We start from the raw sequence: 25,323 nt of genomic DNA on the forward strand, positions 1-25,323 counted from the left end.
AATATGCTTTCAACTCAAATGATGAATATTTGCCAGTGGAAAGTGATTAAGCTTTCCACCACTTATTCCGTAGAGCCTGAATAAATAAGGGATATAGACCCAAGCTTGCATTATTTAAATAGATATGTTGGTTCACTCGCGCCACATGCACTTGACTCATGTGACCTTGGGCAATCACATGGGCTGCTTCCATTAAATCTAAAGGGATATTTAACACACGCGCTACATAATTAAAGGTGCCTAAAGGCAAAATACCCATCGGAATGGAGGTATGAATCAGATAAGACGCCACTGCATTTAAAGTACCATCTCCACCTGCGGCAACCACTACGCCATGTGATATGCTTTGATGACGGCTTAATACCTGTGCCATCATTTGGTGAAAATCCACCTCATGATTCATGGCAAAACTTTGAACGTTAAAGCCAGCTTCTGACCATAAGCTTATCAGCTGTTTGTAGAGGGCATCTTGTTGGTTGGCATGAAAGCCTGACTTAGGATTATAGATGATCGAAAGTGGTACGCTGGCATCTGGCATTGGTTTTTCCACCCATTTTTGCTTGACTTTTAAGCAATTAAACCTTAAAAAAAAGTGGCTTTATGTAAAATTTAAATCAGCATCATTTATTTAATCAATCATGAAATTGATTAAATAAATGACTGTAAATCACTGTTTTTTAAAAAAATAATATAAATAAATACCAAGCATAAAAAAGTAAAATTCACCTTAATTAGTGCCTTTAAAATTGTAAGCAATTGTTTTATAAAGCAATTAATGAATAAATCCTGCGTATGCAAAATATTTCAGGTCTATGCTTTAGTCTTATTTTTTTCGCCATTTTGTGCTTTAATAGCGCCACTTTTTTTCATATTGAGTTCAATTTGTGTGCTAGCACAGATTCGAACTGTAATTTTTGTACACTTTGTACATATTTGAGATAGGCCTCACCATGACCCAAGTGAACGCACCAGCATTCGTTCGTCACCCTAAGCTTATTGCATGGGTAGAAGAAATTGCACAATTAACCAAACCTGCAAAAATCGAATGGTGTGACGGTAGCCCAGAAGAGTATCAACGTTATATCGACTTGATGATCGCTAACGGCACCATGCAAGCACTTAACCAAGAAACACACCCTGGTTCTTACCTTGCAAACTCTGACCCTTCTGACGTTGCTCGTGTTGAAGGTCGTACTTACATCTGTTCAGAAAACAAAGAAGATGCCGGCGCAACCAACAACTGGGAAGCTCCAGCTGAAATGCGTGCGCGTCTTAACGGTTTATTTGACGGTTCAATGAAAGGTCGTACTTTGTACGTTGTGCCTTTCTCTATGGGTCCTTTAGGTTCTCATATTGCGCATATTGGTATTGAGTTAACTGACTCTCCTTATGTGGCTGTGAGCATGTCTAAAATGGCACGTATGGGTAAAGCAGTATATGACGTTTTAGGTACTGACGGTGACTATGTACCTTGCGTACACACTGTTGGCGCGCCTTTAGCAGAAGGTCAAAAAGACGTTGCTTGGCCTTGTAACCCAGACAAATGGATCGTTCATTATCCAGAAACGCGTGAAATTTGGTCTTACGGTTCAGGTTATGGCGGTAACGCATTGTTGGGTAAAAAATGCCTAGCATTACGTATTGCATCTTACATGGGTCGTGAGCAAGGTTGGTTAGCTGAACACATGCTGATCCTTGGCGTAACAAACCCACAAGGCGAAAAACACTACATCGCAGCGGCATTCCCATCTGCGTGTGGTAAAACAAACTTCGCAATGTTGATTCCACCAGCAGGTTACGAAGGTTGGAAGATTGAAACTGTAGGTGACGATATTGCTTGGATCAAACCAGGTGAAGATGGTCGTTTATATGCAATCAACCCAGAAGCTGGTTTCTTCGGTGTAGCGCCTGGTACAAATACCAAGACCAACCCGAACTGTATGGCGACATTAACAAAAGATGTGATCTATACCAACGTTGCAGTATCTGACAACGGTGAAGTTTGGTGGGAAGGTCTTACTAAAGAAGCACCTGCTAACCTTACAAACTGGAAAGGTCAACCACACACTGGCGAAGAAAAAGCTGCGCATCCAAACGCTCGTTTCACAGTTGCTGCGGGTCAATGTCCGTCAATTGACGCTGACTGGGAAAATCCAGCAGGTGTTCCAATTTCTGCGTTCATCTTCGGTGGTCGCCGTGCAGACACAGTGCCTCTAATTTCAGAAGCGTTTGACTGGGTTGATGGTGTTTACAAAGCTGCGACTATGGGCTCTGAAACTACTGCTGCTGCTGTTGGTCAACAAGGTATCGTTCGTCGTGACCCGTTTGCAATGCTTCCATTTGCTGGTTACAACATGGCAGATTACTTCACGCATTGGCTAGAAATGGGCGAGCAAGTTGGCGCGAAAGCTGCTGCAGCTGGCAACAAGCTTCCTGGTATCTATAACGTGAACTGGTTCCGTCGTGATGCTGAAGGCAACTTCGTATGGCCAGGTTTTGGTCAAAACATGCGTGTTCTTGAGTGGATCATTGACCGTTGTGAAGGTCGTGCAACTGCTGTTGAAACGCCAATTGGTTTAGTTCCAACTTACGAACAGTTGAACTGGACTGGTTCTGATTTCACTAAAGAACAGTTTGACCTTGTAACTTCTCAAGACAAAGATCAATGGATCAAAGAACTTGAAAGCCACACTGAATTGTTTGAAAAATTAGGTGATCGTATGCCTGAAGCGTTAAAAGCGCGTCAAGCAGAATTGATTGCTGCGGTTAAATCTGCTTAATTGCACATTTAATTCAAAAAAAGGTCGCGTAAGCGGCCTTTTTTTATAGCCGCACTAAAATAAAGCTACACCTTTAAGATCTATCCTCAGCTGCGCTAAAACAATACCACTTCATTAATAAAGACAATAAAACTTGGACTTTTACTCAGTTTTAATCATTTTATTGATTTTAATTTAAGGTTTAAGCTCATTTTTAACGGATGCCCTGTTTTTCATCAGCACAATAATTTCATCACATCATAATAACTTTATTAATGGTCGTATCAGGGGCATAGACCATTGATTTTAATCATTAAGGATAATCTATGAGCCAAGCTACGCCTGATTCAACACCCGTTACCATTGATCGTAAAACCCGGGTCAAATCCATTATTGGTGGTTCTGCAGGCAACTTAGTTGAATGGTACGACTGGTATGTGTATGCCGCTTTCACTTTATATTTTGCACCACGTTTTTTCCCTGAAGGCGATGACACGGTTAAATTACTACAAGCAGCTGCAGTGTTTGCTTTAGGCTTTTTAATGCGTCCAATTGGGGCTTGGGTCATGGGCATTTATGCCGACCGTAAAGGACGAAAAGCGGGCTTGTCACTTTCAGTGTCTTTAATGTGTTTAGGCTCATTGATGATTGCCTGTGCACCAACCTATGACAGCGCTGGCATGCTTGCTCCTGCCATTTTATTGTTGGCGCGTTTATTACAAGGTTTAAGTGTTGGGGGCGAATACGGCTCGAGTGCCACATATTTAAGTGAAATGGCAGGTAAAAATCATCGTGGCTTTTTTTCAAGTTTTCAATATGTGACCTTAATTTCTGGTCAGCTTTTAGCACTATGTACCTTAATTGTGTTGCAACGTACCATGAGCGAAGCTGCTTTAAGTGACTGGGGTTGGCGTATTCCATTTTTTATTGGTGCGATATTGGCAGTGGTGGTGTTTTGGATTCGTCGTGGTTTGGTGGAAAGTGAATCCTCTAAACAGGCACAAAAACAAGCCGCTGAGGGTGGCCCAAAATCAAGTGCGCTCGAATTATTTACCAAACATCCTAAAGCGGCATTTACGGTGATTTCATTGACCGCAGGTGGTACTCTTGCTTTTAATACCTTTACCACCTATTTACAAAAATACTTAGTCAATACTTCAGGCTTTGAAAAAACCACAGCAACTGAGATCACCACGGCAGCAATTTTTATTTTTATGCTGATTCAACCCGTGATTGGTGCATTGTCCGACCGTATTGGTCGTAAACCGATTATGATTGCCTTTGGGGTACTCGGTGTGGCCTTTACCATTCCTATTTTTAATGGACTTGCCAATACCTCAAGTGTATTTACTGCATTTATGTTGTGTATGAGTGGTATGTTGATTGTTTCAGGCTATACCGCCATTAATGCTGTAGTTAAGGCTGAATTATTCCCGGCACATATTCGTGCTCTTGGGGTGGCATTACCCTATGCCATTGCCAATACCTTATTTGGGGGTACGGCAGAACTGATTGCCCTGAGCTTTAAAAATGCCGGATACGAGCATTATTTCTTCTACTACATTACCTTTATGATTGGTATTTCACTCGTGACTTATATTTTTATGAAAGACACCAAAAAGCATTCCATGATTACCGACAACTGATATTTCTCAATCACATGCAAAAAAGCGCCACCTTATGGCGCTTTTTCTTTATGATGCAATGGCCCAATAATGATTGAATATGGAATAATATATGCACAATATTTATAAATTTTTAGCAGTGACTGGCGTACTGACGCTTGGTGCTTGTCAGAGCATACCGCAAAACTATAATGGCTCGACAGGTTATGAAATTGAATCTCAAACCGATCACACTGCGACATTGACTTATACCCTAGCAGGGCGTCAAAATCAGCAATTAGATGCCAATAAACTACAAGCAGCATGCCAAAAAGTGCTCGGTCATAAGCAACAATACCAAATCAAAGTCCTGAGTATTCAAGAAATTGCCAATCCTCAAAACCAAAATGACAGCTATGGTCGTCAAATTGGCAACACACGCACCACTTTTGGTTTGAGTAACACCAAAGACTTACACAGTGATCAAGACTATGCCACCCGACAGGCGCTAGAAGCGCGTCCAAGCACCTTGCACGTGGTACGTTATAGCTGTACGCGCTAAAGACGCTTACAAGGTCTTATAAAAGCTGACGTTGCGAAACTCAGGTGATTCATCTAAATCTGGCCATGTGGTGGCGCTACGTTCATCGAGCTTTTGATATTGCAGATGGCTAAAATTCTTTACACGGCTGTCTGCAACCCATACTTCGGGTGCAAATTTTAAAAATTCATCTAAGAAAAAACGGTTAGATTGGTCATACAGCACATCAGCGGCCAGCAACACATCCACTTGCTCGGCCTGATATAAATCCGCTAAATACTCAAGTTCAACCCCATTCAGCGCTGCATTGGCGCGGCAGGCACCTAAACTGATAGGGTCAATATCACAACAAATCACCCGTTTTGCACCTGCCATTTTTGCAGCAATTGCAACCACTCCTGAACCTGCACCAAAATCAAGTACCACTTTTTCTTTAACATGCTGTGGCTCTGTCAATAACCACTGTGCCATCGCCAAACCAGAGGCCCAACAAAAAATCCAATATGGTGTATCGTTCCAAATCCGTCGAATCACATCATCATCAAGTTTGTCTGTTGGAAATACCGGTGGAATCAGCCATAACGAGATGGGGGTGTTGGGCAATTGTTGGGCTTGCAACTGACACTGTGGAATCACGGCATGCAAGGCTTGAAGCAGATTTTTTGGGGCTTGAGGAAATTGCAAAGTACAGCTCATGGAAAAAGCCTTGATACAAAAATATCTGGATGAAACGCTATCCATCACATCGGATAGACTACCAAATCGGTGACAATGTACTGCGGGGAGGAAAAATTTAAAGATAAATAGATTTTACTCATGATCGTCATTTTGGCTGCTTTTGCCGTAACAAAAGCAACCAATCGGTCAATGTCATTGATCGTCACAACACTAAAACTAGGTGATGACGATTTAACTTTTAACCTAAAGCTTTTTCAGCGGCTTCTACAGTTTGACGAATCAAAGTTGTAATGGTCATTGGACCAACACCACCTGGCACTGGAGTATAAGCAGAGGCAATATCTTCAATACCTTGTAATTGAATATCACCTACACCACCACCATCACGTGGATGGAAACCAGCATCAACCACAACTGCACCTTGCTTAATCCAATCTTTTTGAATTAATTCAGCTTTACCTACTGCACCCACAATAATATCGGCTTGTTTAACAAAGCTTGCTAAATCTTGAGTACGTGAGTGGCAAATGGTCACTGTTGCATTGGCTTCAAGCAGCATTGCCGCCATTGGTTTACCCAAAATTGCAGAACGACCGACCACAACAGCATGTTTGCCTGCAATTTCAATGTTGTTTTCTTTTAAGATAGTCATAATGCCAGCCGGAGTTGCTGAACCATAAGCCGCTTCACCCATGGCCATACGACCATAACCTAAGCACGTTACGCCATCTACGTCTTTTGCCAATGAAATTGCATCAAAACACGCACGTTCATCAATTTGCGCTGGCACTGGATGTTGTAACAAAATGCCGTGAACATCTGGATTGGCATTTAATTTTTCAATTTCAGCCAATAATTGTTCCGTGGTGGTTTCCTTTGGAAGTTCAACTTTCAAAGAATCCATACCCACGCGGCGACATGCATTGCCTTTCATACGTACATAAGTGGCAGATGCGCCATCGTCACCCACTAAAATAGTGGCAAGGATTGGCGTACGACCTGATTTTGCTTTTAACGCTTCTACGCGTGTTAACAAGTCAGCTTCAATTTGCTTCGCTAATGCACGACCGTCTAAAACTAATGCCACGGCACTTCTCCCAAGTGTTGATATGAATCAATTTTGCACATAATACATGATATTTTTCAGTTTTTTTCGTTATATGTACGTTTTATAAGCATTCGTGCAATATCCCCTATTGCGTTTTTTTTCAGAGTTGCTAATATACGCATCAACAAGACGTGGCGGGGTGGCAGAGTGGTCATGCAGCGGACTGCAACTCCGTGTACGCCGGTTCGATTCCGACCTCCGCCTCCAATCTTGTTAAGCCCGAGTGGTGAAATCGGTAGACACAGGGGATTTAAAATCCCCCGCCCACAAAGCGTGCCAGTTCGAGTCTGGCCTCGGGCACCATTCTTCTACTACTGAAGATGGTGTAAATAAAGAACCCAGCGATAAGCTGGTTTTTTTATGCCTAAAATTTATAAACTCGATTATATTAGTTCTTATTTTTTGTTAGTTGGACACTATGCGGTCTACCCCCAACCCTTTGCATTATTTACAAGAACTGCAAAAAAAACACCCTCAAGCATTCCGTGCTCAATTTCTCCTCTATAGCGCAATTAAAACCAAAGGCATGTTAGATGAGCTTAAGGAACTGATTCCTTGGTTGCTCGGTGCACTCATTTTTATCCCCTTTTATATTTTAGTTAAAACCTATATCAGCAACTTAGGCTATGTACTACAAGCCGCGCATTTAGCAAGCTTAAGTCTGATGCTGTTGTTTATGCTGTATGTGCCTTTAATTTTAAAGCAAGCCAAACACAGCTCGCATTCGTTTTATCAGCAACAAAAACATGCACCAATTAAATTAACGGTATTGGTGCTGTTACAAGCACTCAATATGTTGTATCTCGATAGCATGCTCATGCTGTATCTCTTATTGTTCTTTGCCATAAGTTTTGGTTTTGTGCGGATCTATAAAGAAAACTTGTTTCGTGAACACACCACAAGCCAAGAGTACTATATTTTGCAGCAGATTCGTCGCGCCAGCTTTTGGAGTTATAAACAGACCCTATTGGCCAAATGGCGTTATCGCTTGCTCAAAAAAGGCTCTCAACAAGCCAAATTACAAAGTTTGCAAATGCAATATTATTTGAGCTTGCATTTAGAGCTGTATAAATACGAGCATGAGTTGTGCAAAAAATATAAACACATCGACATTGAAAAGTACTTAGATAGCTTAATGTAAGCTAAAATCGTGCTTTTATTAAACACAAACACATGATTTGCTTAAAAATATAGCAAATAACTCAAACAACGCTTGCCATATAAAAAATAGTTCTTTAATATGGCGCTCATGCCCGAGTGGTGAAATCGGTAGACACAGGGGATTTAAAATCCCCCGCCCACAAAGCGTGCCAGTTCGAGTCTGGCCTCGGGCACCATTTTAAAGTCGTTCATTAAAATGGTGCGCTAAGAGTTGAAAAATTCTTGCAAAAAAATTGAACGAAAAAAGCCCGAGTGGTGAAATCGGTAGACACAGGGGATTTAAAATCCCCCGCCCACAAAGCGTGCCAGTTCGAGTCTGGCCTCGGGCACCATTCTTCTTCTACTGAAGATGGTGTAAATAAAGAACCCAGCGATAAGCTGGTTTTTTTATGCCTATAAAAAAGCCCTGTTCATCACAGGGCAATCGCTAGACTACCATTCGCGATTAGACACCAGCTCTTCCATCTCAAGATCCATATAACCGTGATCTTGCGCCACCATCATCATGGCTTCGGCAATATAATCTGCGGCTGTATCATCTAAGCTTGAATCCAAATCCTCAAACTGGGGTTTCATTTTATTTAATTCCACCACAGTCAACTGTGCCAAAGCATACACTTCAGTTTCAGACAAATTACCTTTGGCAATTTTCTTGCCAAACTGTTCAACCAATTGCTTCACTTCAGCAACAAGGATATCTGGATAATATTCATCATCAAACATGGGGAGAAGTAAATCTGTAAACATACAGTACTCTATACACTCAATACTCTAAAGCGAGCTTGTATAACATAATTTGACCTAATCAACAAATCTGCATCATACGTTGCCAAACTTTAAGTGCGTCTACTGTGGCACGTACATCATGGGCACGTACTAACGATGCGCCTTGTTGCACACTAAGCAAATGCCCTGCCACTGAACCAACAACTCGCTGCTTGGCGTCTACCCCTCCTAAAGCTTCACCAATAAAACGTTTACGCGATAAGCCCGACAACATTGGATACCCCAAAGCATTTAAACGATATAATTCATTGAGTAGTTTAAAATTGTGTTCGGCATCTTTAGCAAAACCAAAGCCTGGGTCAATCATAATGTTGTGTGGCAATATCCCTGCAGCCAAAGCCACATCAATACGCTGCTGTAATTCTTGTATTACATCTTCAGTCACGTTGTTATAGTGCGCCAAATCATTCATAGTGGTCGGTTCACCACGCATATGCATAATAATGACAGGGATATTTAAAGCAGCAGCAGTTTGTAACGCTTGTGGGCGCGTTAAAGCACGTACATCATTCCAAATATGTGCACCTGCTTGCACAGCAGCTTGAATCACTTGAGGTTGTGAAGTATCAATTGATAACACCACAGGATATTGCGCCAAAGCTTCAACCACAGGTACGACGCGGTCAATCTCTTCTTGCAACTCCACCACACTTGCGCCAGGACGCGTAGACTCGCCACCAATATCAATGACTGTTGCACCCTCTTCAATCATCTGCAAAGCACGTTGTACAGCTGCTGCTTGAGCATGATGCTGACCACCATCACTAAATGAGTCTGGGGTAACGTTCAAAATCCCCATCACCTGTGGTTGCGACAAGTCTAATGTCAAATCACCAAAGGTCCATGTACGTTGTGGTAAAGGCATTAATTGCATAGCGCTCTCCTTATTTTCAGCGCCTTATTCTAACAGTGAGATATAAAAAAAGAGCCTCAATTGAGGCTCTTTTTCTTAGCTATTTGCACTTGGCAATGGCGGTGGTGTCGTTGGCGCCTCTGTTGGCGTTACATCGAGCACTGGATTCTCCGCAACATACACCTTTGGTGGCTGTGGCTCACGGCCTTCCATAATGTCACGAATTTGATCACGATCAATGGTTTCCCATTCAAGTAATGCTTTCACCATTGCATGCGCGATATCTTTATTGTTTTCTAAAATATCGCGTGCAACTTTATATTGGTCATCCAAAATGCGACGGATTTCACGGTCAATTTCAAGCTGAGTCGCTTCAGAAATGGTGCGACTGCCTAAACTGCCCATAAATGATTGTTGTGAATCATCTTCATAGACCATTACACCCATCTTGTCCGACATACCATATTTGGTGACCATCGCACGTGCCATTTTGGTTGCACGTTCAAAGTCATTTGAAGCACCCGTCGACATTTGGTTAATGAACACTTCTTCAGCAATACGACCGCCAAATAAAATTGAAAGTTCATTTAACATTTTGTCTTTGTAGTGACTGGTTTGGTCATGCTCTGGCAACTGCCAAGTCACACCCAATGCCCAACCGCGCGGCATGATTGTCACTTTATGTACAGGGTCAGTGCCCGGCAAAATTTCAGCCACAATGGCATGACCTGCTTCATGGTAAGCTGTAGCACGACGTTCTTCTTCACGAATCACCATCGATTTACGCTCAGGACCCATGTATAGCTTGTCTTTAGCATCTTCAAAGTCATGCATATCAACGGTGTTCTTGTTACGACGTGCAGCAAATAATGCAGCTTCGTTTACAAGGTTGGCTAATTGTGCACCTGAGAAGCCCGGTGTACCACGTGCAAGAACTTTAACATCTACACCTGTTGTAGAAGGTAACTTTCTTAAATGTACATTTAAGATTTGCTCACGACCTTTAATGTCGGGTAAACCCACCATCACTTGACGGTCAAAACGACCAGGACGTAATAAAGCTTTATCCAATACATCAGCACGGTTAGTGGCAGCAATGACAATAATACCTTCATTGCCTTCAAAGCCATCCATTTCAACCAGCATTTGGTTTAAAGTTTGCTCACGTTCATCGTTACCACCACCTGTACCTGAACCACGGTGACGACCAACAGCATCAATCTCATCAATAAAGATAATACATGGCGCATGGCGTTTGGCTTGTTCAAACATGTCACGTACACGAGATGCACCCACGCCGACAAACATCTCGACGAAGTCAGAACCTGAAATACTAAAAAACGGCACTTTGGCTTCGCCAGCAATCGCTTTAGCCAGTAAAGTTTTACCTGTACCTGGAGGACCAACCATCAGTACGCCTTTTGGAATCGTCGCACCTAAACGCTTAAATTTTGAAGGGTCTTTTAAGAAATCAACAATTTCAACCACTTCTTGTTTGGCTTCATCACAACCAGCCACATCGGTAAATGTTACTTTGATTTGGTCTTCGGTCAGCATTTTTGCTTTAGATTTACCAAAACTCATTGGGCCGTTTTTACCACCTGCACCACCACCCATGTTGCGCATAAAGAACATGAATAACAAAATGATTAAAAGTACAGGGAAACTTGCAATGAGAAGTTGCATCAATAAACCTTGACGTGCAGGCGCAGTACCTTCAACAATCACGTTTTTCTCAATCAGGCTTGGCATCAGTTCAGGGTCTTGGACCGCTGGGCGAATACTCTCAAACTGAGTACCATTGGTCTTTTCGCCACTAATTCTTTCGCCATCAATTGTCACTTGCTTAATTTGGCCAGCATCCACCGCAGCAACAAACTCTGAATAGTTCATCGCTGTCGGCTTGTCACTGCTACTGATATTACTAAAAATCAGAATCAGTACGCCAAGTATCACCAGCCACAATACGGCATTCTTGAAGAGATCGCTCAAAGCTTTATTCCCATATCAATCTAATTTGATCATGCCCGAAGCGGGTGTGATCCTAAAGGTTTCGCTGAAGATCAGCTGTCAAAGTTAAAAAAGTACAAAATGCACAATTTTTAACGGCTTGGCAAGTAGACTTTGTTTATTTAAACGCTTTCTTACGCCCTTGACCCAACAAGAAAACTTCTTTTGAGCGTGCGCGTGATGCCGCAGGTTTTGCCGTCTTTAATACATCAAAGTTATCGACAACTTGTTTACGGAACTCATCAAAACCTGAGCCTTGGAACACTTTAACCAAGAATTGTCCCTTAGGACCAAGTACTTTGGTGGCAAAGTCGAGTGCTAATTCGCATAAATAAATTTGACGGGGTTGATCAACAGCCTTGTTTCCTGATGTATTGGGGGCCATATCAGAAATTACAACGTCTACAGTACGACCATCTAAAATTTCTAACAATTTTTCAAATACTTCTTCTTCACGGAAATCACCTTGTAAGAAGGTCACATCAGGCAGTGCATCCATCGGTAAAATATCAGAGGCAATTAATAAACCCTTATCGCCTACTAATTTGCCCGCAATTTGTGACCAACTACCCGGCGCCGCGCCTAGATCAACCACGATCATACCCGGCTTGATCATTTTATATTTTTCTTGAATTTCAAGAAGTTTATACGCTGCGCGTGCACGATAACCTTCCTTTTGTGCTCGTTTGACAAAAGGATCATCAAGATGCTCTCGCATCCAATCACGACTACTTTTCGATAATTTTTGGTTGGTAATGCGCGTCGCCATAACTCTCTAAATACAAAAAACTTCTAATCTTTCATTGTACGTGAAAAACACGCTTTTTGCAGTAGACAAGTGTATCTAAATCGCGCCATTTGGCTGATTTTTCCTATTAACAAGATCGATTATTTATACAGTTTTTACAGCGTTTGATTGTGTAATTTGCTATACTAAGCCGTTTTTAAAATTAGGTTATATTTCATGGCGGCTTTATCTATTCAGGAACGCAAACGTTTACGTCAAATTGGTCACGCACTCAATCCAGTGGTGATGCTTGGCGGTCAAGGGTTAACTGAGAATGTCATTGAAGAAACAAACCGTGCTTTAAATGACCATGAACTGATCAAAGTTAAAATTGTTGCAGAAGATCGTGAAGCACGTGCAGCATTAATTGAAGAAATTGCGCAAGCAACTGAATCGCAAATTGTACAAACCATTGGTAAAATTGTGTTGCTTTATAAAAAAGCACCAAAACAAAACCAAAAATTATCTAATCTTGTGCGTCATGCACATTTGTCGAACTAATTTTTAACAGATGGCAAGTTACGAACTTTGCGCCTTTGAACGTCGTTTTGAAGCAATTTCGATTGTAGGTGCCATTGAGAGTTTAAGCCCATACACCTTAAATGTGGGTTTTTGGTTACGTGACCCAAATCAATGGATCATTTGGCCTACGCCTGTGGCAGGTTTGGTGCGTCAAGATTATCTTTGGCAAGACACTTGCTATGAGATTTTTATTGGGGTGAAAGGCGAAGATTATTACCGCGAAATTAATCTATCCCCAAGTGAAGCATGGCAAGCCTATCAATTTGAGGAATATCGTTATCCTGAAGATATGCCTCCTCAAGTTGCAACAGACATTGAGCTCAATAGCTTAAAGCGCACGCATTATGGCTTAAATGTGAGCTTGGACTTAACTGAATTTATGCTCAAACATAAACTCAAGTGGCAAGATCTCTTTATTGGTCTGACTGCAGTGATGCAGACCACGCAAGGTCAACAGCTTTATGCTATGCAACATAGCGGTGCACAAGCCGATTTCCACAACAAGCGCGATTGGTTACATGTATTTTAAAAAGTGAGCTTAACGCTCACTTTTTTTATGGCTTAAGCTTGAGGCTTACTGTCATCTTTAGCTTCAGATTTTGACGATTTACTCAAAGCCTCTAAAGTGTGTTCTTTAGAGCGCTTTAGAGTTTCGGTGAGTTGCTCTTTATGTTTAAGTGAAATTTCACTGACATCTTGTTTAAGCTCTTTACCCAATTTAGATAAGTCTTCAATCACAGCATTAAACTCAGCTTTTACAAATGCGCTAATCTCAGACAAGTCAGCCCCTTTTAAACCTTTAAGATCCTCCAAACGCTGTAATAGGTCTTGTTTAAGCTGAGCAATTTTCTCTTGCACTGTGGCAGGCTTTGCAACTTCTTCTTCTGCTATAGGCTCTAATGGTTGAGCTGATGCCGCTTGAGTTTCAACTTCTGCTTGTGTGGCTTTAGCAGTGACTTTATTGGCACTTGGCTCAACTTTGGTCGTGGTTTTTTCTTTGCCCTCTTGCAGCTTTTGATCAAGCTTTTCAGCAGTATCTTTCAGCACTGTTTTTGGTGTTGGGGTTTTGGCTGTATCGTTCATTTTTTGTTCCTGTTTTTTGTTTATGATGGGTGGAGCTTAATCCAAATTGATAAAATTTAAGTTTTGATTTGTTAGACAATTCTAAAATGCTTACATTTTTTTAAGCTTGTTCAACAAACAGACTTTTGAGTAAAAAGCAAGGCATTTATATTACATATTGCGCTAAAACAAAATAGACTTTAGCCTGTTTAGGGCGTATAATGCCGTGTTAAGTTCAAGCGAGCAGACAAGGGAGGGTAGGTTTAAAAAATAACCTTCCTTTTTTTTCGTCTTCTCGCTTTTTTACAGCCTAAATTTCAGGAGCTTTGGTTTGAGCACTCCCGCCATTTTAGCCCTTGCCGATGGTACGATCTTTAAAGGAACGTCTATTGGTGCATCGGGTAGTACGACTGGTGAAGTCGTTTTCAATACTGCCATGACTGGCTATCAAGAAATTTTGACTGACCCAAGTTATGCGCAACAACTTGTGACTTTAACTTACCCGCATATCGGTAACACAGGTTGTAATGAAGAAGACGCTGAGTCGGGTCGCATTCACAAAGTATGGGCCAACGGTTTAATTATCCGTGACCTTCCTTTATTACATAGCAACTTCCGTGCCGAGCAATCACTAGGTGATTACTTAAAAGCGCACAATGTCGTTGCCATTGCAGATATCGACACTCGACGCTTAACACGTATTTTACGTGACAAAGGCGCGCAAAACGGCTGTATCTTAGCTGGTGAAAATATCACAGAAGAACAAGCATTAGAAAAAGCACGTGCATTTGGTGGCTTAAACGGTTTAGACCTTGCAAAAGAGTGCTGTGATCCGACTGGTTTTGAATGGACGGAAGGTTCATGGGAACTTGGTCAAGGCTTTAAACAACCTGAACTTAAATTCCATGTTGTTGCATACGATTACGGTGTCAAAACCAACATCTTACGTATGCTTGCAGACCGCGGTTGTAAATTAATTGTTGTTCCTGCACAAACTCCTGCAGCTGACGTACTAGCGTTAAATCCAGATGGCGTGTTTTTATCAAACGGCCCTGGCGATCCTGCTGCATGTGACTACGCAATTGAAGCTGTAAAAACTATTGTAGAAGACGCTCGTAACGTACCTGTATTTGGTATTTGCTTGGGTCACCAAATTCTTGCGCTTGCAAGTGGCGCTAAGACCGTGAAAATGCCTCACGGTCACCACGGTGCTAACCATCCTGTACAGAACATCGAAACTGGCACAGTGATGATTACTTCACAAAACCACGGCTTCGCAGTGGATGCAGATAGTTTACCTGCTAACCTTAAAGCGACGCACAAGTCACTGTTCGACCAAACCCTTCAAGGGATTCATCGTACCGACAAGCCTGCGTTTAGTTTCCAAGGTCACCCAGAAGCAAGCCCGGGTCCTCATGACTGCGCACCATTGTTCGATCATTTCATCGAACTTATCGAAGCATCTAAGAAGTAATTAAGGAAGCATCATGGCTAAACGTACAGACATTAAAAGCATCTTAATTCTAGGTGCGGGTCCAATTGTGATTGGTCAGGCATGTGAGTTTGACTATTCAGGCGCGCAAGCATGTAAAGCCCTTCGTGAAGAAGGCTACCGTGTTATTTTGGTCAACTCTAACCCAGCGACCATTATGACCGACCCGACTATGGCAGATGCGACGTATATCGAACCGATTACGTGGCAAACTGTTGCAGCGATCATTGAAAAAGAACGCCCAGATGCAGTTCTTCCAACAATGGGTGGTCAAACAGCATTGAACTGTGCCCTTGCCCTTGATGAGCACGGCATTTTAGAAAAATACAATGTTGAATTGATTGGCGCGACCAAAGAAGCAATTGAAAAAGCGGAAGACCGTAAACTCTTTGACCAAGCGATGCGTAAAATTGGTCTTGAATGTCCAAAAGCTGACATTGCAGAGTCAATGGAAGAAGCTTTAGAAATTCAAGCACGCTTTGGTTTCCCTGTGATCATTCGTCCATCATTCACGATGGGTGGTTCAGGCGGCGGTATTGCTTACAACCGTGAAGAATTCATTGAAATTTGTGAACGTGGTTTCGATCTTTCTCCAACCAAACAATTATTGATTGATGAATCTTTAATTGGTTGGAAAGAATACGAGATGGAAGTTGTTCGTGATAAAAACGACAACTGTATCATTGTATGTACCATTGAAAACTTTGACCCAATGGGCGTGCACACTGGTGACTCAATCACTGTTGCTCCTGCACAAACCCTAACAGACAAAGAATTCCAACTTTTACGTAATGCATCTTTAGCTGTACTTCGTGAAATTGGTGTAGAAACTGGTGGTTCAAACGTACAGTTCGGTATTTGTCCGAAAACTGGCCGTATGGTTGTGATCGAGATGAACCCACGTGTTTCTCGTTCATCTGCACTTGCATCTAAAGCAACTGGTTTCCCAATTGCTAAAATTGCGGCGAAATTGGCTGTAGGTTACACGCTTGATGAGTTGAAAAACGACATCACTGGCGGTACAACACCTGCATCATTTGAACCAGCGATTGACTATGTTGTAACTAAGATTCCTCGCTTTAACTTCGAGAAATTCCCACAAGCGGATGCAACTTTAACCACACAGATGAAATCTGTGGGTGAAGTGATGGCGATTGGTCGTAACTTCCAAGAGTCTATGCAAAAGGCACTTCGTGGTTTAGAAGTCGGTGCTTCTGGCTTTGACGAAAAAATTGAAGTGGGTACTGAAGGCGCGCGTGAGAAAATCTTACAAGAGCTTAAAGTTCCAGGTCCTGAGCGTATTTGGTTTGTAGGCGATGCATTCCGTCATGGTTTTACCCTAGACGAAGTATTTGCTGCAACAAATATCGACAAATGGTTCTTGATCCAAATCGAAGACATCATCAAAACTGAAAACCAAATCAAAACTTTAGGTTTTGGTGATTTAAATGCCGACAACATCCGTGCATTTAAACGTAAAGGTTTATCAGATCTTCGTATTGCAGACTTGATGGGCATTTCACAAAAACAATTCCGTAAACACCGTTGGAACTTAGGCGTAATGCCAGTTTACAAACGTGTCGATACATGTGCTGCAGAATTCGAATCTGATACAGCTTACATGTACTCAACTTACGATGAAGAATGTGAAGCGAACCCATCGACTCGTGACAAGATTATGGTGATTGGTGGCGGTCCTAACCGTATTGGTCAAGGTATCGAATTCGATTACTGCTGTGTACATGCAGCCCTTGCTATGCGTGAAGACGGCTACGAAACCATCATGGTGAACTGTAACCCTGAAACGGTGTCTACAGATTACGATACATCAGATCGTTTGTACTTCGAACCAATTACACTAGAAGATGTGCTTGAAATCGTACGTATCGAGAAGCCTAAAGGCATTATCGTTCAGTACGGTGGTCAAACTCCTTTGAAATTGGCTCGTGCTTTAGAAGAAGCTGGTGCGCCAATCATTGGTACATCACCTGATGCGATTGACCGTGCAGAAGACCGTGAACGTTTCCAACAAATGATTCAACGTTTACAACTTCGTCAACCAAACAACAGCATCGTAAAATCTGCTGAAGAAGGTATGGCTGAAGCGTCTAAAGTAGGTTATCCGTTAGTTGTTCGTCCATCATACGTACTTGGTGGTCGTGCGATGGAAATCGTTTACAACGACGAAGAATTAAAACGCTACTTACGTGATGCGGTTCAAGCATCTAACGAAGCGCCTGTTCTTCTTGACCGTTTCCTAGATGATGCAATCGAAGTTGACGTAGACTGCGTATCTGACGGTAAAGACGTTGTGATTGGCGGCATTATGCAGCACATCGAACAAGCCGGTATTCACTCAGGTGACTCAGCATGTTCTATTCCTCCTTACTCTTTATCTAAAGAAGTTCAGGACGAAATGCGCCGTCAAACTGTTGCTATGGCAAAAGAGCTTGGCGTTATTGGTTTGATGAACGTTCAGTTTGCGGTTAAAGGCGATGACGTTTACATTTTAGAAGTGAACCCACGTGCATCACGTACTGTTCCATTCGTGTCTAAGTGTATCGGTGAATCTTTAGCAAAAGTAGCTGCACGTTGTATGGCGGGTCAATCTCTTGTGTCGCAAGGCTTTACTTCAGAGATTATCCCTGAACACTTCTCTGTAAAAGAAGCAGTGTTCCCATTCAACAAGTTCCCTGGCGTTGACCCAATCCTTGGCCCTGAGATGAAATCTACAGGCGAAGTGATGGGCGTGGGTAAAACTTTTGGTGAAGCATTCTATAAAGCAGTTTTAGGTGCTAACGAACGTTTACCAGGTTTACCAACTGCTGGTGAAGTGAAACACGCATTTATCTCAGTTCGTGACTCAGACAAGCCACGTGCAGCACGCATTGCGAAGCAACTAATCGACTTAGGCTTCAAGATTCTTGCAACTGGTGGTACATTTAAAGTCATCAGCGAAGCTGGTTTAGAATGTGAACGCGTAAATAAAGTGACTGAAGGCCGTCCAAACATTGTGGATCGTATTAAAAACGGTGATATCCATCTTGTGATTAACACGGTTGAAGGCAAAAAAGCGCAAGAAGATTCATTCTCGATCCGTCGTTCAGCGCTTCAAGGTAAAGTGTATAACACCACAACCTTGAATGGTGCAGAAGCAGTATGCCAAGCTTTAGCGATTAAATTACCAATGGATGTTTATCGTCTACAAGATTTAACTCAAGGTTAATTCGCTTCCAGGAAGTCCCGCCACCTTCTTGGTGGCGGGCTTTTTTTCATTTATAGATTTCACTTTTTGAGGGACAACATGATACGTTATCCTATGACTCCTGAAGGCAAAATTGCCTTAGAGAAAGAATTACATCAACTTAAAACAGTTGACCGTCCTCGTATTATTGCTGCAATTGCAGAAGCACGTGAACACGGCGACTTAAAAGAAAATGCTGAATACCATGCAGCGCGTGAGCAGCAAGGTTTCTGTGAAGGTCGTGTACAAGACATCGAAGGTAAATTGGGCGCTTGCCAAGTCATTGATGTCAAAGACCTTGAGCAAAATGGTCGTGTGGTTTTTGGTGTAACTGTGACCATTGAAAACTTAGACACAGAAGAGAAAAAGACCTATAAAATCGTAGGTGATGACGAAGCTGACTTTAAGATCAATAAGATCTCTGTCAACTCACCTATTGCACGCGGTTTGCTCGGCAAAAGCGAAGGCGATGATGTCAAAATCGTAACGCCACAAGGTGAAGTAGAATATGAAATCGTGAGTGTTGAATATCTCTAAATTTCAGTAAAACTGATCTAGCCCCTCATTTGAGGGGTTTTTTATGGGTATTTTGCATACACTCTGCCAGTTTTAACTCAGCACGTTGCTGTAAAGCCAATTGTACCCCTGCCTGATCTGATGCGGTTTTATCCTGACTGAGTTTAGAAATTGCGTGTATGGCACTGATCTGAATATTAAATACCACTAAATCCTCAAGCAGCGCCAAGAGATAATCACGTGGTGCATCTGCCATTTTCCAAGCTGCTTTGCCATAGGTTTTTCGTTCTTGTTGTTGCGTGAGTTGACCTAATGCAGCAAGTTTAGTTTTTTGATCATGAAAAAATTCAATTGTGCCATGCACATGTAGCGCTTGATAATTCCAAGTGGGTACTTTTTGATGATCAATTTGCTTACTTGGATAATCATTGGCAGAGATATAAGCATCTTCTCCTTTAAAAATACACAATACCTCTTGCCCTGCCTTGACTTGAGTAAACAACTCGTTGGCACACGCCATATGCCCCACCAAGCAAGTTTGATCTTTTAATAACATCGGCAAATGTGTAGCAATAAGACCTGATGTGGTGTGTGCCACAATACATGCCAAAGGATATTCAGCAATTAAACGCGCAATTTCGGTGGGTCTTGTTTCTTGAAATTCTTGAGGAATAGACATGCTGTTGCCTGATTTAATTATGACCTTGCAGCACTATAAAATAAATTTGTCAAAAACGCGCTGCCAATTTTTAAGCTATACTTTGGGCTTCGCTATTTGCCTTGAGTGTTTATGTCTGAGCCGTTAATTAATTCGCCCGTAAAACATTGGTGTGAGTTTGAGTTTATTTCTAAAACCGTTCGCAACCCCAACATTCATATCAAAGGCAATTACAGTTACTACTCGGCGTATTGGGATCAAGGTTTTGAGCGTTGTGTGGTGCGCTATTTACATGACAAACCATCAACCCCTGATAAACCGATTGATCAGCTTTATATTGGCAACTTTGTCTGTTTTGGCGCAGAGTGCGTCATTATGATGGGCGGCAACCAATTACACCGTACCGATTGGATTTCAGCTTTTCCATTTGATACACGTAGTTTTGTGCCCGCAGGCGACACCGTGATTGGCGATGGCTGTTGGATTGGTTCTCGTGCCATGATCATGCAAGGCGTGACTTTAGGCGAAGGCGCTGTGGTAGCCACAGGTGCTGTGGTGACTAAAGACGTACCACCTTATGCTGTTGTAGGTGGTGTACCTGCTCAAATTATTAAATATCGCTTTCCTGAAGATGACATCAAAAAACTGCTTTCTCTAAAACTTTATAATTTAGACGAAAAACAGTTTTTAAAGATGCGTGAGCAGTTGCAGACGGATGATGTAAATAAATTAGTTCGAAATTTATAATTTTTCCAAAATCTTGTTTTCATAACCTTTTAAAAAAGCAATTCTTTGAGGACAATCCTCCATGATAGTTAATTGAATTGCTGCATATAAAGACCAATTATCCTCCTCAAGTTCTTTTTTCTCAAACTTTCCCTCTTTAAAAACATCGCATCTAAGTTTAAAGAGCCGATAAACCTCATCATTGACAATGTTAGATTTCAGTTCTTCTTTAAAGTATTTAATCCTTTTATTACCGTTATGGTCAAATGGATAAATAGAATTAATAATCGCTTCAAAAGCAACCCACATTAAGATAAAACGCTCATTAGGAAATCTTTGTTGGAAAGCCTTATCTAATAAAATTAAAGCCTCTACTGGTAGTTTACGTAATTGACAATACTCGATATCTTCATAAAAATTTAAATTCTGAGTATCGAATTTGGAAGCATATCCCAATTCAGAGCTTATGCTAACGTCTGAAAATTTTTCAGTTGCAGCCAATGATGTAAACATCAATTCACGAGCTATAGGGACTCCAAATATAATTCTTAAACTATTGATTATATAGAGTGTCTTATCCTGACATTCTTGATCTTTTAATTCACTTTGTAGCCCAACAGTTAGTTTTAAATTATTACTATTCATTGGAATTGAAATGCCATAATTTGTACTAAAACACTGACCATCTACATGGTAGTGTGTTTTAAACTTCATTCTTTCCGTCGAATCATCTGGTGGTCTTACAATACTAATATCGACATAGAGAAAATGATTCACCTTCAAAAACTCTCTAATTCGAGACAAATCTTTTTGTTGTATTGAAGAGCTCCAAATAGACTCCTCTATATGATTAATTCCGTAGTTTTTCCAATCTTCTACTAATTTTTTACGTGTAATCTGAATCATTAAAGCTATTTCCAGTTTTAAAAATTTAGGGGCAACAAAATATGTGTAATCTTGCAACCTTTGATCATGTAGCACCACATTACAAACGATCAACATAACTGGTGAGCTGCTCACCTAAACGCTGACAAAGCAAAGATCGCCCTCCCAAGCTGTAAAATTATTTTCAAAATTATCGCGTTGCCAATTGAGTTGTTGTGTCATTTTATGATTCATCAAAAAAATTCCCCTTAGCTTAAAGCATCTTTATCACTCACCATTCGTCTATATATGCCCCGACTTTGGTGGTAAATCCCCTTGTATCATCACAATTTTCTGTTAGCTTAAATTCAGCCAAAGCTTAAATTATCTAGATGAATTTACTTGGTTTTATTCAAAGAAATTTTACGTTACTATGTCTATATAAACATTAAAACCTAACAATAAGGAACAACAACATGGCTTACCAACATATCCTTGTGCCAGTCGATGGCTCAGCAACTTCACTTGCCGCTGTGGAAAAAGCTGCTGATTTTGCCAAAGCATTTAACGCTAAAATTACCGTGGTACAGGTATTGGCACTTGACCCATATATTGCAGCTGAATATATCTCTGCATCTCAAACCAATGACATGATTGAACGTGCCCGTGGCGCGATCTTAAGCGATTTAACCAGCGCAAAAGAAAAATTTGCTGAGTTAGGCGTAGAAGTAGATACCAAATTGGTTGAAGGTCAAGTGGTGCATCGCGAATTAGTGAAAGCTGCAGAAGAGTTAAATGTTGATCTGATTATTATTGGCTCACATGGTCGCACGGGTCTTAAAAAACTATTTTTAGGCAGTGTTGCGCAAAATGTACTGACAGAAATCAGTATTCCTGTGCTTGTGGTACGTCATCCTTAAAGAAAATAAACTCCCCACACTGTGTGGGGAGTTTTACATCTGCCATCTATATTGGCGCATGTTGACACGCTGCTGATTAACCACAATACCTTCACGCGCTAACAAGAGTGCCTGTAAATTCTCGCCATTGCTTAAGTTTTGTGTACAAATATTCCCTTGAGCATTGACCACGCGATGCCAAGGTAAATCACTATCTTGATCAATGGATTGCAATACACGTCCCACTAAACGTGCATGTTGAGCTAAACCTGCAAGCTGTGCCACTTGTCCATAACTTGCCACATAACCATACGGAATTTGCGCCACCACAGCTAAAATAATGGGCGCGAGTTCATGTTGTATAGACTTTGTCATATTCATCAAGCATTAGAAATTATCAGGACTTTCCAAGCGTTTTACTTCTTGGACTTTTTCAGGGTTATGCACGGCGGCAATCCCATCATCACTGCGCAAATCAATCAACTCATCGGCTTTATACACTGTAATCACTTCATGCCCTTGCGCATCTTCACTCACCCGATATTGAAAGCCTTTACGATTCATTTTATGGCACATACGCTGATACCAGCCTTTAAAGCCTGTGGTTTCTTGGTGCGGATTATAGTAAAAGGCATTCATCACCGCAGGTAAACCTAGACCACATACCACACCTGACAACAACACCACAATAAAGGTATAACCAATCAAGATACTACTATACTCTGCCAACTGCGGAATATTGGCGACCGCCAAAATCAGTGCCAATGAGATGCCACCGCGTACCCCACCCCAAGACAAAATGGTTAAACTACCGTTATAACTTTTTTTACGCACACTTGGGAAAAAGGCAAAGGATAGATAATTGGCAGCAAAACGTGAGGCATGCAAAATCATAAAGGCCACAATGCCACCTAAAATTAAATGAAAGCTTAAATCTAAAATAAATAGCTCTAACCCAATTAAGGTAAACAAGAACGAATTGATAATCCCTTCAACTGTATGCCAAAAATGATTCACTTCACGAATCTCACGCTCTTGTAAAATTTCTTTCCATTTATTACCCACAATTAAGCCTCCAATCACACAAGCAATCGGGGCAGAGGCATGTGCAAATAAAGCCACCAAATATGAACCACAAGCCAACAATGCTGTGGTTAAAATTAAGGACTCCATTTCATGTTTACCGCGTAATAACCGTAAAATCCCATGACCAAAGGCCACGCCAATCACTACAGCCACCACAATTTCATAGAGTAAGGTTTCTAACACACCCAGTACGGTAAAATTTTCGCCCTTTAACACATTGAGCAAAGTCATAAACACCGCAATACACATAGCATCATTAAATAAAGATTCTCCCTCTAGCTTGACCATGAGGTGATGAGGCGCACGTACTGAACTGAGTACCCCCTTAATCCCTATTGGGTCAGTTGCGCCTAATGCCGCACCCAAAAGCAATAGCACCAATAAATCAACATGCTGCCCCATTAAAAATTGATAGCCGTACAACACCACACCAAAAAATCCGGCACATAACACCAAAGCAAGGCTGGCTAAAATTCCAATCGGTTTCCAATGGCTTTGTAAATCGGAGACCTTAAATTTCAATGCCGATGACGTTAAAATAAAACAGATCACGCCATTAATTAAAAAGTCATAAAAATCAATATTTCTAACTGCTTCTTCAATGTTGTTTAAATTAATCACAATAAAGGGATTACCATTGAATAAGCTTGCCGCCCATTGCAAAATAAACACAAAAATTGCCGACACAATCGGTACACCAATTGCCTGTGGAAAGCCAAGTACGCGCTTGTTAAAAATCGTGGTTGCAATCGACAGTGCAAAAATCACGGTGAATACTTGTAGAAAAAAATAATTTCCCATCGGCTTTCCATGTATGGCGGTGAATCTTATATTTTGAATAAAAATGCTTTGGTTTTTTGCATTTTTTAATGTGATTATTGTAGCGTGTTTTATGGTTAAGCTGCCTGCAAAATTATATTAGCCCAATGCAATATGCTTGGGCTTTATCCAACAACTAACTACAATGACAGCATTCGTTGGATAGTTGAACAAAACAAGAAAATAGCAGCGTATTGTTTTAAGTGTGCCACTTCCTTAGCCTTAATTCATTTAAATGGGTTGATTAAAAGTGTCGCATTGATTAATTTGTCCGCCTTTCCAGCCAATATCAAACCATTTCATGCGCTGTGCACTCGTACCGTGGGTAAAACTATCAGGGACTGCATAACCTTGCGCTTTTTTCTGTAAGTAATCATCACCAATTTTATGCGCAGCATCCATCGCTTCGGCAATATCGCCTTGCTCTAAAAATTGCGTACGTTGATGGTTATGATACGCCCACACCCCCGCCAAGCAATCGGCTTGTAATTCTTGACGTACCGACAATGCATTGCTTTGTGCTTTAGTGGCCTGACTACGCGCCTGCTGAACTTGGCTTGAAACACCTAAAACAGTTTGAATATGGTGGCCAACCTCATGTGCAATCACATAGGCTTGGGCAAAGTCACCCGCTTGATCATTACGCGACAATTGCGTGGCATTTTGCTCACCTGTAATGCCCATTTGGCTACGCATATCTTTAAAAAATCCGGTGTCGATATACACTTTTTGGTCGGCAGGACAATAAAATGGCCCCATGGCCGATTGTGCTGTACCACAGGCAGAATTCACCACACCATTAAAAATAACCAGTTTCGGGGGTGGATAACTTTGCCCCAATTGCTGTTGAAACACTTGCGCCCATGTATCTTCGGTGTCGGCTAAAACCACACTCACAAACTCCATCGCTTCTTGCTGATCAGGCGTGGGGTTTTCTAAACCAATCGCTTGAGTGACTTGGCCTTGGGTGACTTGCTTGGTGGTTTGATAAGCCTGTTGCGGGTCAACACCAAAAAATTTCCATGCCACAAAAGCCACCACTAAACCTAAAATACTTACCCCACCAGCTTTGGCAGCCCCACCACCACGACGATCTTCAACATTTTGACTACTGCGACGCCCTTTCCATTGCATAGTTATTATCCTTG

Annotated in this window: 23 protein-coding genes, 4 tRNA genes and 1 pseudogene; 15 read left to right on the top strand and 13 right to left on the bottom strand. The window is 41.5% G+C overall.

From position 1 onward, the window contains the following. Positions 1-79 precede the first annotated feature (79 nt). Positions 80-538, bottom strand: a pseudogene (locus Q0017_RS06250) (diacylglycerol kinase family protein); the annotation flags it as partial. Between the two features lie 412 nt (positions 539-950). Here Q0017_RS06250 and Q0017_RS06255 point away from each other — a divergent pair. The 3 genes from Q0017_RS06255 to Q0017_RS06265 all read left to right on the top strand — a co-directional run bounded on the left by Q0017_RS06255 (position 951) and on the right by Q0017_RS06265 (position 4,925). Beyond that, positions 951-2,780, top strand: coding sequence for a phosphoenolpyruvate carboxykinase (GTP) (locus Q0017_RS06255; protein WP_298144160.1), 1,830 nt, complete (start codon positions 951-953; stop codon positions 2,778-2,780). 305 nt (positions 2,781-3,085) lie between these two features. After that, a complete protein-coding gene (locus Q0017_RS06260) occupies positions 3,086-4,405 on the top strand; it encodes an MFS transporter (protein ID WP_298144162.1) in 1,320 nt (439 codons plus the stop codon). A 91-nt stretch (positions 4,406-4,496) separates the two neighbouring features. After that, on the top strand, positions 4,497-4,925 hold the full coding sequence (locus Q0017_RS06265; protein ID WP_298144164.1) for a hypothetical protein: 429 nt from the start codon (positions 4,497-4,499) through the stop codon (positions 4,923-4,925). A 6-nt stretch (positions 4,926-4,931) separates the two neighbouring features. Here Q0017_RS06265 and Q0017_RS06270 read toward each other — a convergent pair whose 3' ends face one another. Beyond that, positions 4,932-5,600: a methyltransferase gene (locus tag Q0017_RS06270; protein WP_298144166.1), complete on the bottom strand. Its 669-nt coding sequence runs from the start codon at positions 5,598-5,600 to the stop codon at positions 4,932-4,934. A 220-nt stretch (positions 5,601-5,820) separates the two neighbouring features. Beyond that, positions 5,821-6,669, bottom strand: a complete 849-nt coding sequence (gene folD, locus Q0017_RS06275) for a bifunctional methylenetetrahydrofolate dehydrogenase/methenyltetrahydrofolate cyclohydrolase FolD (RefSeq protein ID WP_298144168.1) — start codon at positions 6,667-6,669, stop codon at positions 5,821-5,823. A 154-nt stretch (positions 6,670-6,823) separates the two neighbouring features. Between folD and Q0017_RS06280 the strand changes: the two genes are divergently transcribed. The 5 genes from Q0017_RS06280 (at position 6,824) to Q0017_RS06300 (ending at position 8,183) form a co-directional block, all read left to right on the top strand. Continuing rightward, positions 6,824-6,897, top strand: a tRNA-Cys gene (locus Q0017_RS06280). Positions 6,898-6,907: 10 nt separating this feature from the next. After that, positions 6,908-6,993: transfer RNA gene (locus tag Q0017_RS06285), tRNA-Leu, on the top strand. A 115-nt stretch (positions 6,994-7,108) separates the two neighbouring features. Further along, positions 7,109-7,831 carry a hypothetical protein gene (locus Q0017_RS06290; RefSeq protein ID WP_298144171.1) on the top strand — a complete coding sequence of 241 codons (723 nt, stop codon included), beginning with the start codon at positions 7,109-7,111 and terminating at the stop codon, positions 7,829-7,831. A gap of 110 nt (positions 7,832-7,941) precedes the next feature. Further along, a tRNA-Leu gene (locus Q0017_RS06295) sits at positions 7,942-8,027 on the top strand. 70 nt (positions 8,028-8,097) lie between these two features. After that, a tRNA-Leu gene (locus tag Q0017_RS06300) sits at positions 8,098-8,183 on the top strand. 100 nt (positions 8,184-8,283) lie between these two features. Here the strand turns inward: Q0017_RS06300 and Q0017_RS06305 are convergent. The 4 genes from Q0017_RS06305 to rlmE all read right to left on the bottom strand — a co-directional run bounded on the left by Q0017_RS06305 (position 8,284) and on the right by rlmE (position 12,269). Then, positions 8,284-8,598, bottom strand: coding sequence for a DUF5713 family protein (locus Q0017_RS06305; protein ID WP_298144174.1), 315 nt, complete (start codon positions 8,596-8,598; stop codon positions 8,284-8,286). A 58-nt stretch (positions 8,599-8,656) separates the two neighbouring features. Continuing rightward, on the bottom strand, positions 8,657-9,511 hold the full coding sequence (folP, locus tag Q0017_RS06310) for a dihydropteroate synthase (RefSeq protein ID WP_298144177.1): 855 nt from the start codon (positions 9,509-9,511) through the stop codon (positions 8,657-8,659). A 75-nt stretch (positions 9,512-9,586) separates the two neighbouring features. Beyond that, positions 9,587-11,482 carry an ATP-dependent zinc metalloprotease FtsH gene (gene ftsH / locus Q0017_RS06315; protein WP_298144179.1) on the bottom strand — a complete coding sequence of 632 codons (1,896 nt, stop codon included), beginning with the start codon at positions 11,480-11,482 and terminating at the stop codon, positions 9,587-9,589. A gap of 136 nt (positions 11,483-11,618) precedes the next feature. Next, positions 11,619-12,269 carry a 23S rRNA (uridine(2552)-2'-O)-methyltransferase RlmE gene (gene rlmE / locus Q0017_RS06320; protein ID WP_297422525.1) on the bottom strand — a complete coding sequence of 217 codons (651 nt, stop codon included), beginning with the start codon at positions 12,267-12,269 and terminating at the stop codon, positions 11,619-11,621. Positions 12,270-12,464: 195 nt separating this feature from the next. Here rlmE and yhbY point away from each other — a divergent pair, with 195 nt between their 5' ends. Further along, a complete protein-coding gene (yhbY, locus tag Q0017_RS06325; RefSeq protein ID WP_298144183.1) occupies positions 12,465-12,788 on the top strand; it encodes a ribosome assembly RNA-binding protein YhbY in 324 nt (107 codons plus the stop codon). Positions 12,789-12,798: 10 nt separating this feature from the next. Continuing rightward, on the top strand, positions 12,799-13,338 hold the full coding sequence (locus Q0017_RS06330) for a DOMON-like domain-containing protein (RefSeq protein ID WP_298144185.1): 540 nt from the start codon (positions 12,799-12,801) through the stop codon (positions 13,336-13,338). Positions 13,339-13,370: 32 nt separating this feature from the next. Here Q0017_RS06330 and Q0017_RS06335 read toward each other — a convergent pair whose 3' ends face one another. Continuing rightward, entirely contained in the window at positions 13,371-13,892 is a 522-nt protein-coding gene (locus tag Q0017_RS06335; protein ID WP_298144188.1) for a hypothetical protein, read from the bottom strand. 310 nt (positions 13,893-14,202) lie between these two features. Between Q0017_RS06335 and carA the strand changes: the two genes are divergently transcribed. The 3 genes from carA (at position 14,203) to greA (ending at position 19,144) form a co-directional block, all read left to right on the top strand. Next, positions 14,203-15,345, top strand: a complete 1,143-nt coding sequence (carA, locus tag Q0017_RS06340; RefSeq protein ID WP_298144191.1) for a glutamine-hydrolyzing carbamoyl-phosphate synthase small subunit — start codon at positions 14,203-14,205, stop codon at positions 15,343-15,345. Between the two features lie 13 nt (positions 15,346-15,358). Continuing rightward, positions 15,359-18,589, top strand: a complete 3,231-nt coding sequence (carB, locus tag Q0017_RS06345) for a carbamoyl-phosphate synthase large subunit (RefSeq protein ID WP_298144194.1) — start codon at positions 15,359-15,361, stop codon at positions 18,587-18,589. A 78-nt stretch (positions 18,590-18,667) separates the two neighbouring features. Then, positions 18,668-19,144: a transcription elongation factor GreA gene (greA, locus tag Q0017_RS06350; RefSeq protein WP_298144197.1), complete on the top strand. Its 477-nt coding sequence runs from the start codon at positions 18,668-18,670 to the stop codon at positions 19,142-19,144. Between the two features lie 25 nt (positions 19,145-19,169). Here the strand turns inward: greA and Q0017_RS06355 are convergent, their stop codons facing one another. Further along, positions 19,170-19,802 carry an FMN-binding negative transcriptional regulator gene (locus tag Q0017_RS06355; protein ID WP_298144199.1) on the bottom strand — a complete coding sequence of 211 codons (633 nt, stop codon included), beginning with the start codon at positions 19,800-19,802 and terminating at the stop codon, positions 19,170-19,172. A gap of 111 nt (positions 19,803-19,913) precedes the next feature. Here Q0017_RS06355 and Q0017_RS06360 point away from each other — a divergent pair, with 111 nt between their 5' ends. Then, positions 19,914-20,528, top strand: coding sequence for a CatB-related O-acetyltransferase (locus Q0017_RS06360; protein ID WP_298144201.1), 615 nt, complete (start codon positions 19,914-19,916; stop codon positions 20,526-20,528). Here the strand turns inward: Q0017_RS06360 and Q0017_RS06365 are convergent. Beyond that, entirely contained in the window at positions 20,523-21,509 is a 987-nt protein-coding gene (locus Q0017_RS06365; protein WP_298144204.1) for a hypothetical protein, read from the bottom strand. The genes Q0017_RS06360 and Q0017_RS06365 overlap by 6 nt on opposite strands. A gap of 338 nt (positions 21,510-21,847) precedes the next feature. On the opposite strand from Q0017_RS06365, the gene Q0017_RS06370 reads away from it, so the two are divergent. Further along, positions 21,848-22,291, top strand: a complete 444-nt coding sequence (locus tag Q0017_RS06370; protein ID WP_298144206.1) for a universal stress protein — start codon at positions 21,848-21,850, stop codon at positions 22,289-22,291. 33 nt (positions 22,292-22,324) lie between these two features. Here the strand turns inward: Q0017_RS06370 and Q0017_RS06375 are convergent, their stop codons facing one another. The 3 genes from Q0017_RS06375 to Q0017_RS06385 form a co-directional block, all read right to left on the bottom strand. Beyond that, on the bottom strand, positions 22,325-22,645 hold the full coding sequence (locus Q0017_RS06375; RefSeq protein WP_298144208.1) for an MGMT family protein: 321 nt from the start codon (positions 22,643-22,645) through the stop codon (positions 22,325-22,327). 12 nt (positions 22,646-22,657) lie between these two features. After that, complete coding sequence (locus Q0017_RS06380) at positions 22,658-24,157, bottom strand: cation:proton antiporter (RefSeq protein WP_298144211.1); 1,500 nt, start codon at positions 24,155-24,157, stop codon at positions 22,658-22,660. A gap of 249 nt (positions 24,158-24,406) precedes the next feature. After that, a complete protein-coding gene (locus tag Q0017_RS06385; RefSeq protein WP_298144213.1) occupies positions 24,407-25,309 on the bottom strand; it encodes a neutral zinc metallopeptidase in 903 nt (300 codons plus the stop codon). Positions 25,310-25,323 lie beyond the last annotated feature (14 nt).

The organism is uncultured Acinetobacter sp., from assembly GCF_947624825.1.
GTDB lineage: Bacteria > Pseudomonadota > Gammaproteobacteria > Pseudomonadales > Moraxellaceae > Acinetobacter.

Bases quoted from the DNA above. Each gene is read 5' to 3' on its own strand.
- Q0017_RS06255 (WP_298144160.1), top strand. From the start codon at position 951: ATGACCCAAGTGAACGCACCAGCATTCGTTCGTCACCCTAAGCTTATT.
- Q0017_RS06260 (WP_298144162.1), top strand. From the start codon at position 3,086: ATGAGCCAAGCTACGCCTGATTCAACACCCGTTACCATTGATCGTAAA.
- Q0017_RS06265 (WP_298144164.1), top strand. From the start codon at position 4,497: ATGCACAATATTTATAAATTTTTAGCAGTGACTGGCGTACTGACGCTT.
- Q0017_RS06270 (WP_298144166.1), bottom strand. From the start codon at position 5,600: ATGAGCTGTACTTTGCAATTTCCTCAAGCCCCAAAAAATCTGCTTCAA.
- Q0017_RS06290 (WP_298144171.1), top strand. From the start codon at position 7,109: ATGCGGTCTACCCCCAACCCTTTGCATTATTTACAAGAACTGCAAAAA.
- Q0017_RS06305 (WP_298144174.1), bottom strand. From the start codon at position 8,598: ATGTTTACAGATTTACTTCTCCCCATGTTTGATGATGAATATTATCCA.
- folP (WP_298144177.1), bottom strand. From the start codon at position 9,511: ATGCAATTAATGCCTTTACCACAACGTACATGGACCTTTGGTGATTTG.
- rlmE (WP_297422525.1), bottom strand. From the start codon at position 12,269: ATGGCGACGCGCATTACCAACCAAAAATTATCGAAAAGTAGTCGTGAT.
- yhbY (WP_298144183.1), top strand. From the start codon at position 12,465: ATGGCGGCTTTATCTATTCAGGAACGCAAACGTTTACGTCAAATTGGT.
- Q0017_RS06330 (WP_298144185.1), top strand. From the start codon at position 12,799: ATGGCAAGTTACGAACTTTGCGCCTTTGAACGTCGTTTTGAAGCAATT.
- Q0017_RS06335 (WP_298144188.1), bottom strand. From the start codon at position 13,892: ATGAACGATACAGCCAAAACCCCAACACCAAAAACAGTGCTGAAAGAT.
- carB (WP_298144194.1), top strand. From the start codon at position 15,359: ATGGCTAAACGTACAGACATTAAAAGCATCTTAATTCTAGGTGCGGGT.
- greA (WP_298144197.1), top strand. From the start codon at position 18,668: ATGATACGTTATCCTATGACTCCTGAAGGCAAAATTGCCTTAGAGAAA.
- Q0017_RS06355 (WP_298144199.1), bottom strand. From the start codon at position 19,802: ATGTCTATTCCTCAAGAATTTCAAGAAACAAGACCCACCGAAATTGCG.
- Q0017_RS06360 (WP_298144201.1), top strand. From the start codon at position 19,914: ATGTCTGAGCCGTTAATTAATTCGCCCGTAAAACATTGGTGTGAGTTT.
- Q0017_RS06365 (WP_298144204.1), bottom strand. From the start codon at position 21,509: ATGTTGATCGTTTGTAATGTGGTGCTACATGATCAAAGGTTGCAAGAT.
- Q0017_RS06370 (WP_298144206.1), top strand. From the start codon at position 21,848: ATGGCTTACCAACATATCCTTGTGCCAGTCGATGGCTCAGCAACTTCA.
- Q0017_RS06375 (WP_298144208.1), bottom strand. From the start codon at position 22,645: ATGACAAAGTCTATACAACATGAACTCGCGCCCATTATTTTAGCTGTG.
- Q0017_RS06380 (WP_298144211.1), bottom strand. From the start codon at position 24,157: ATGGGAAATTATTTTTTTCTACAAGTATTCACCGTGATTTTTGCACTG.
- Q0017_RS06385 (WP_298144213.1), bottom strand. From the start codon at position 25,309: ATGCAATGGAAAGGGCGTCGCAGTAGTCAAAATGTTGAAGATCGTCGT.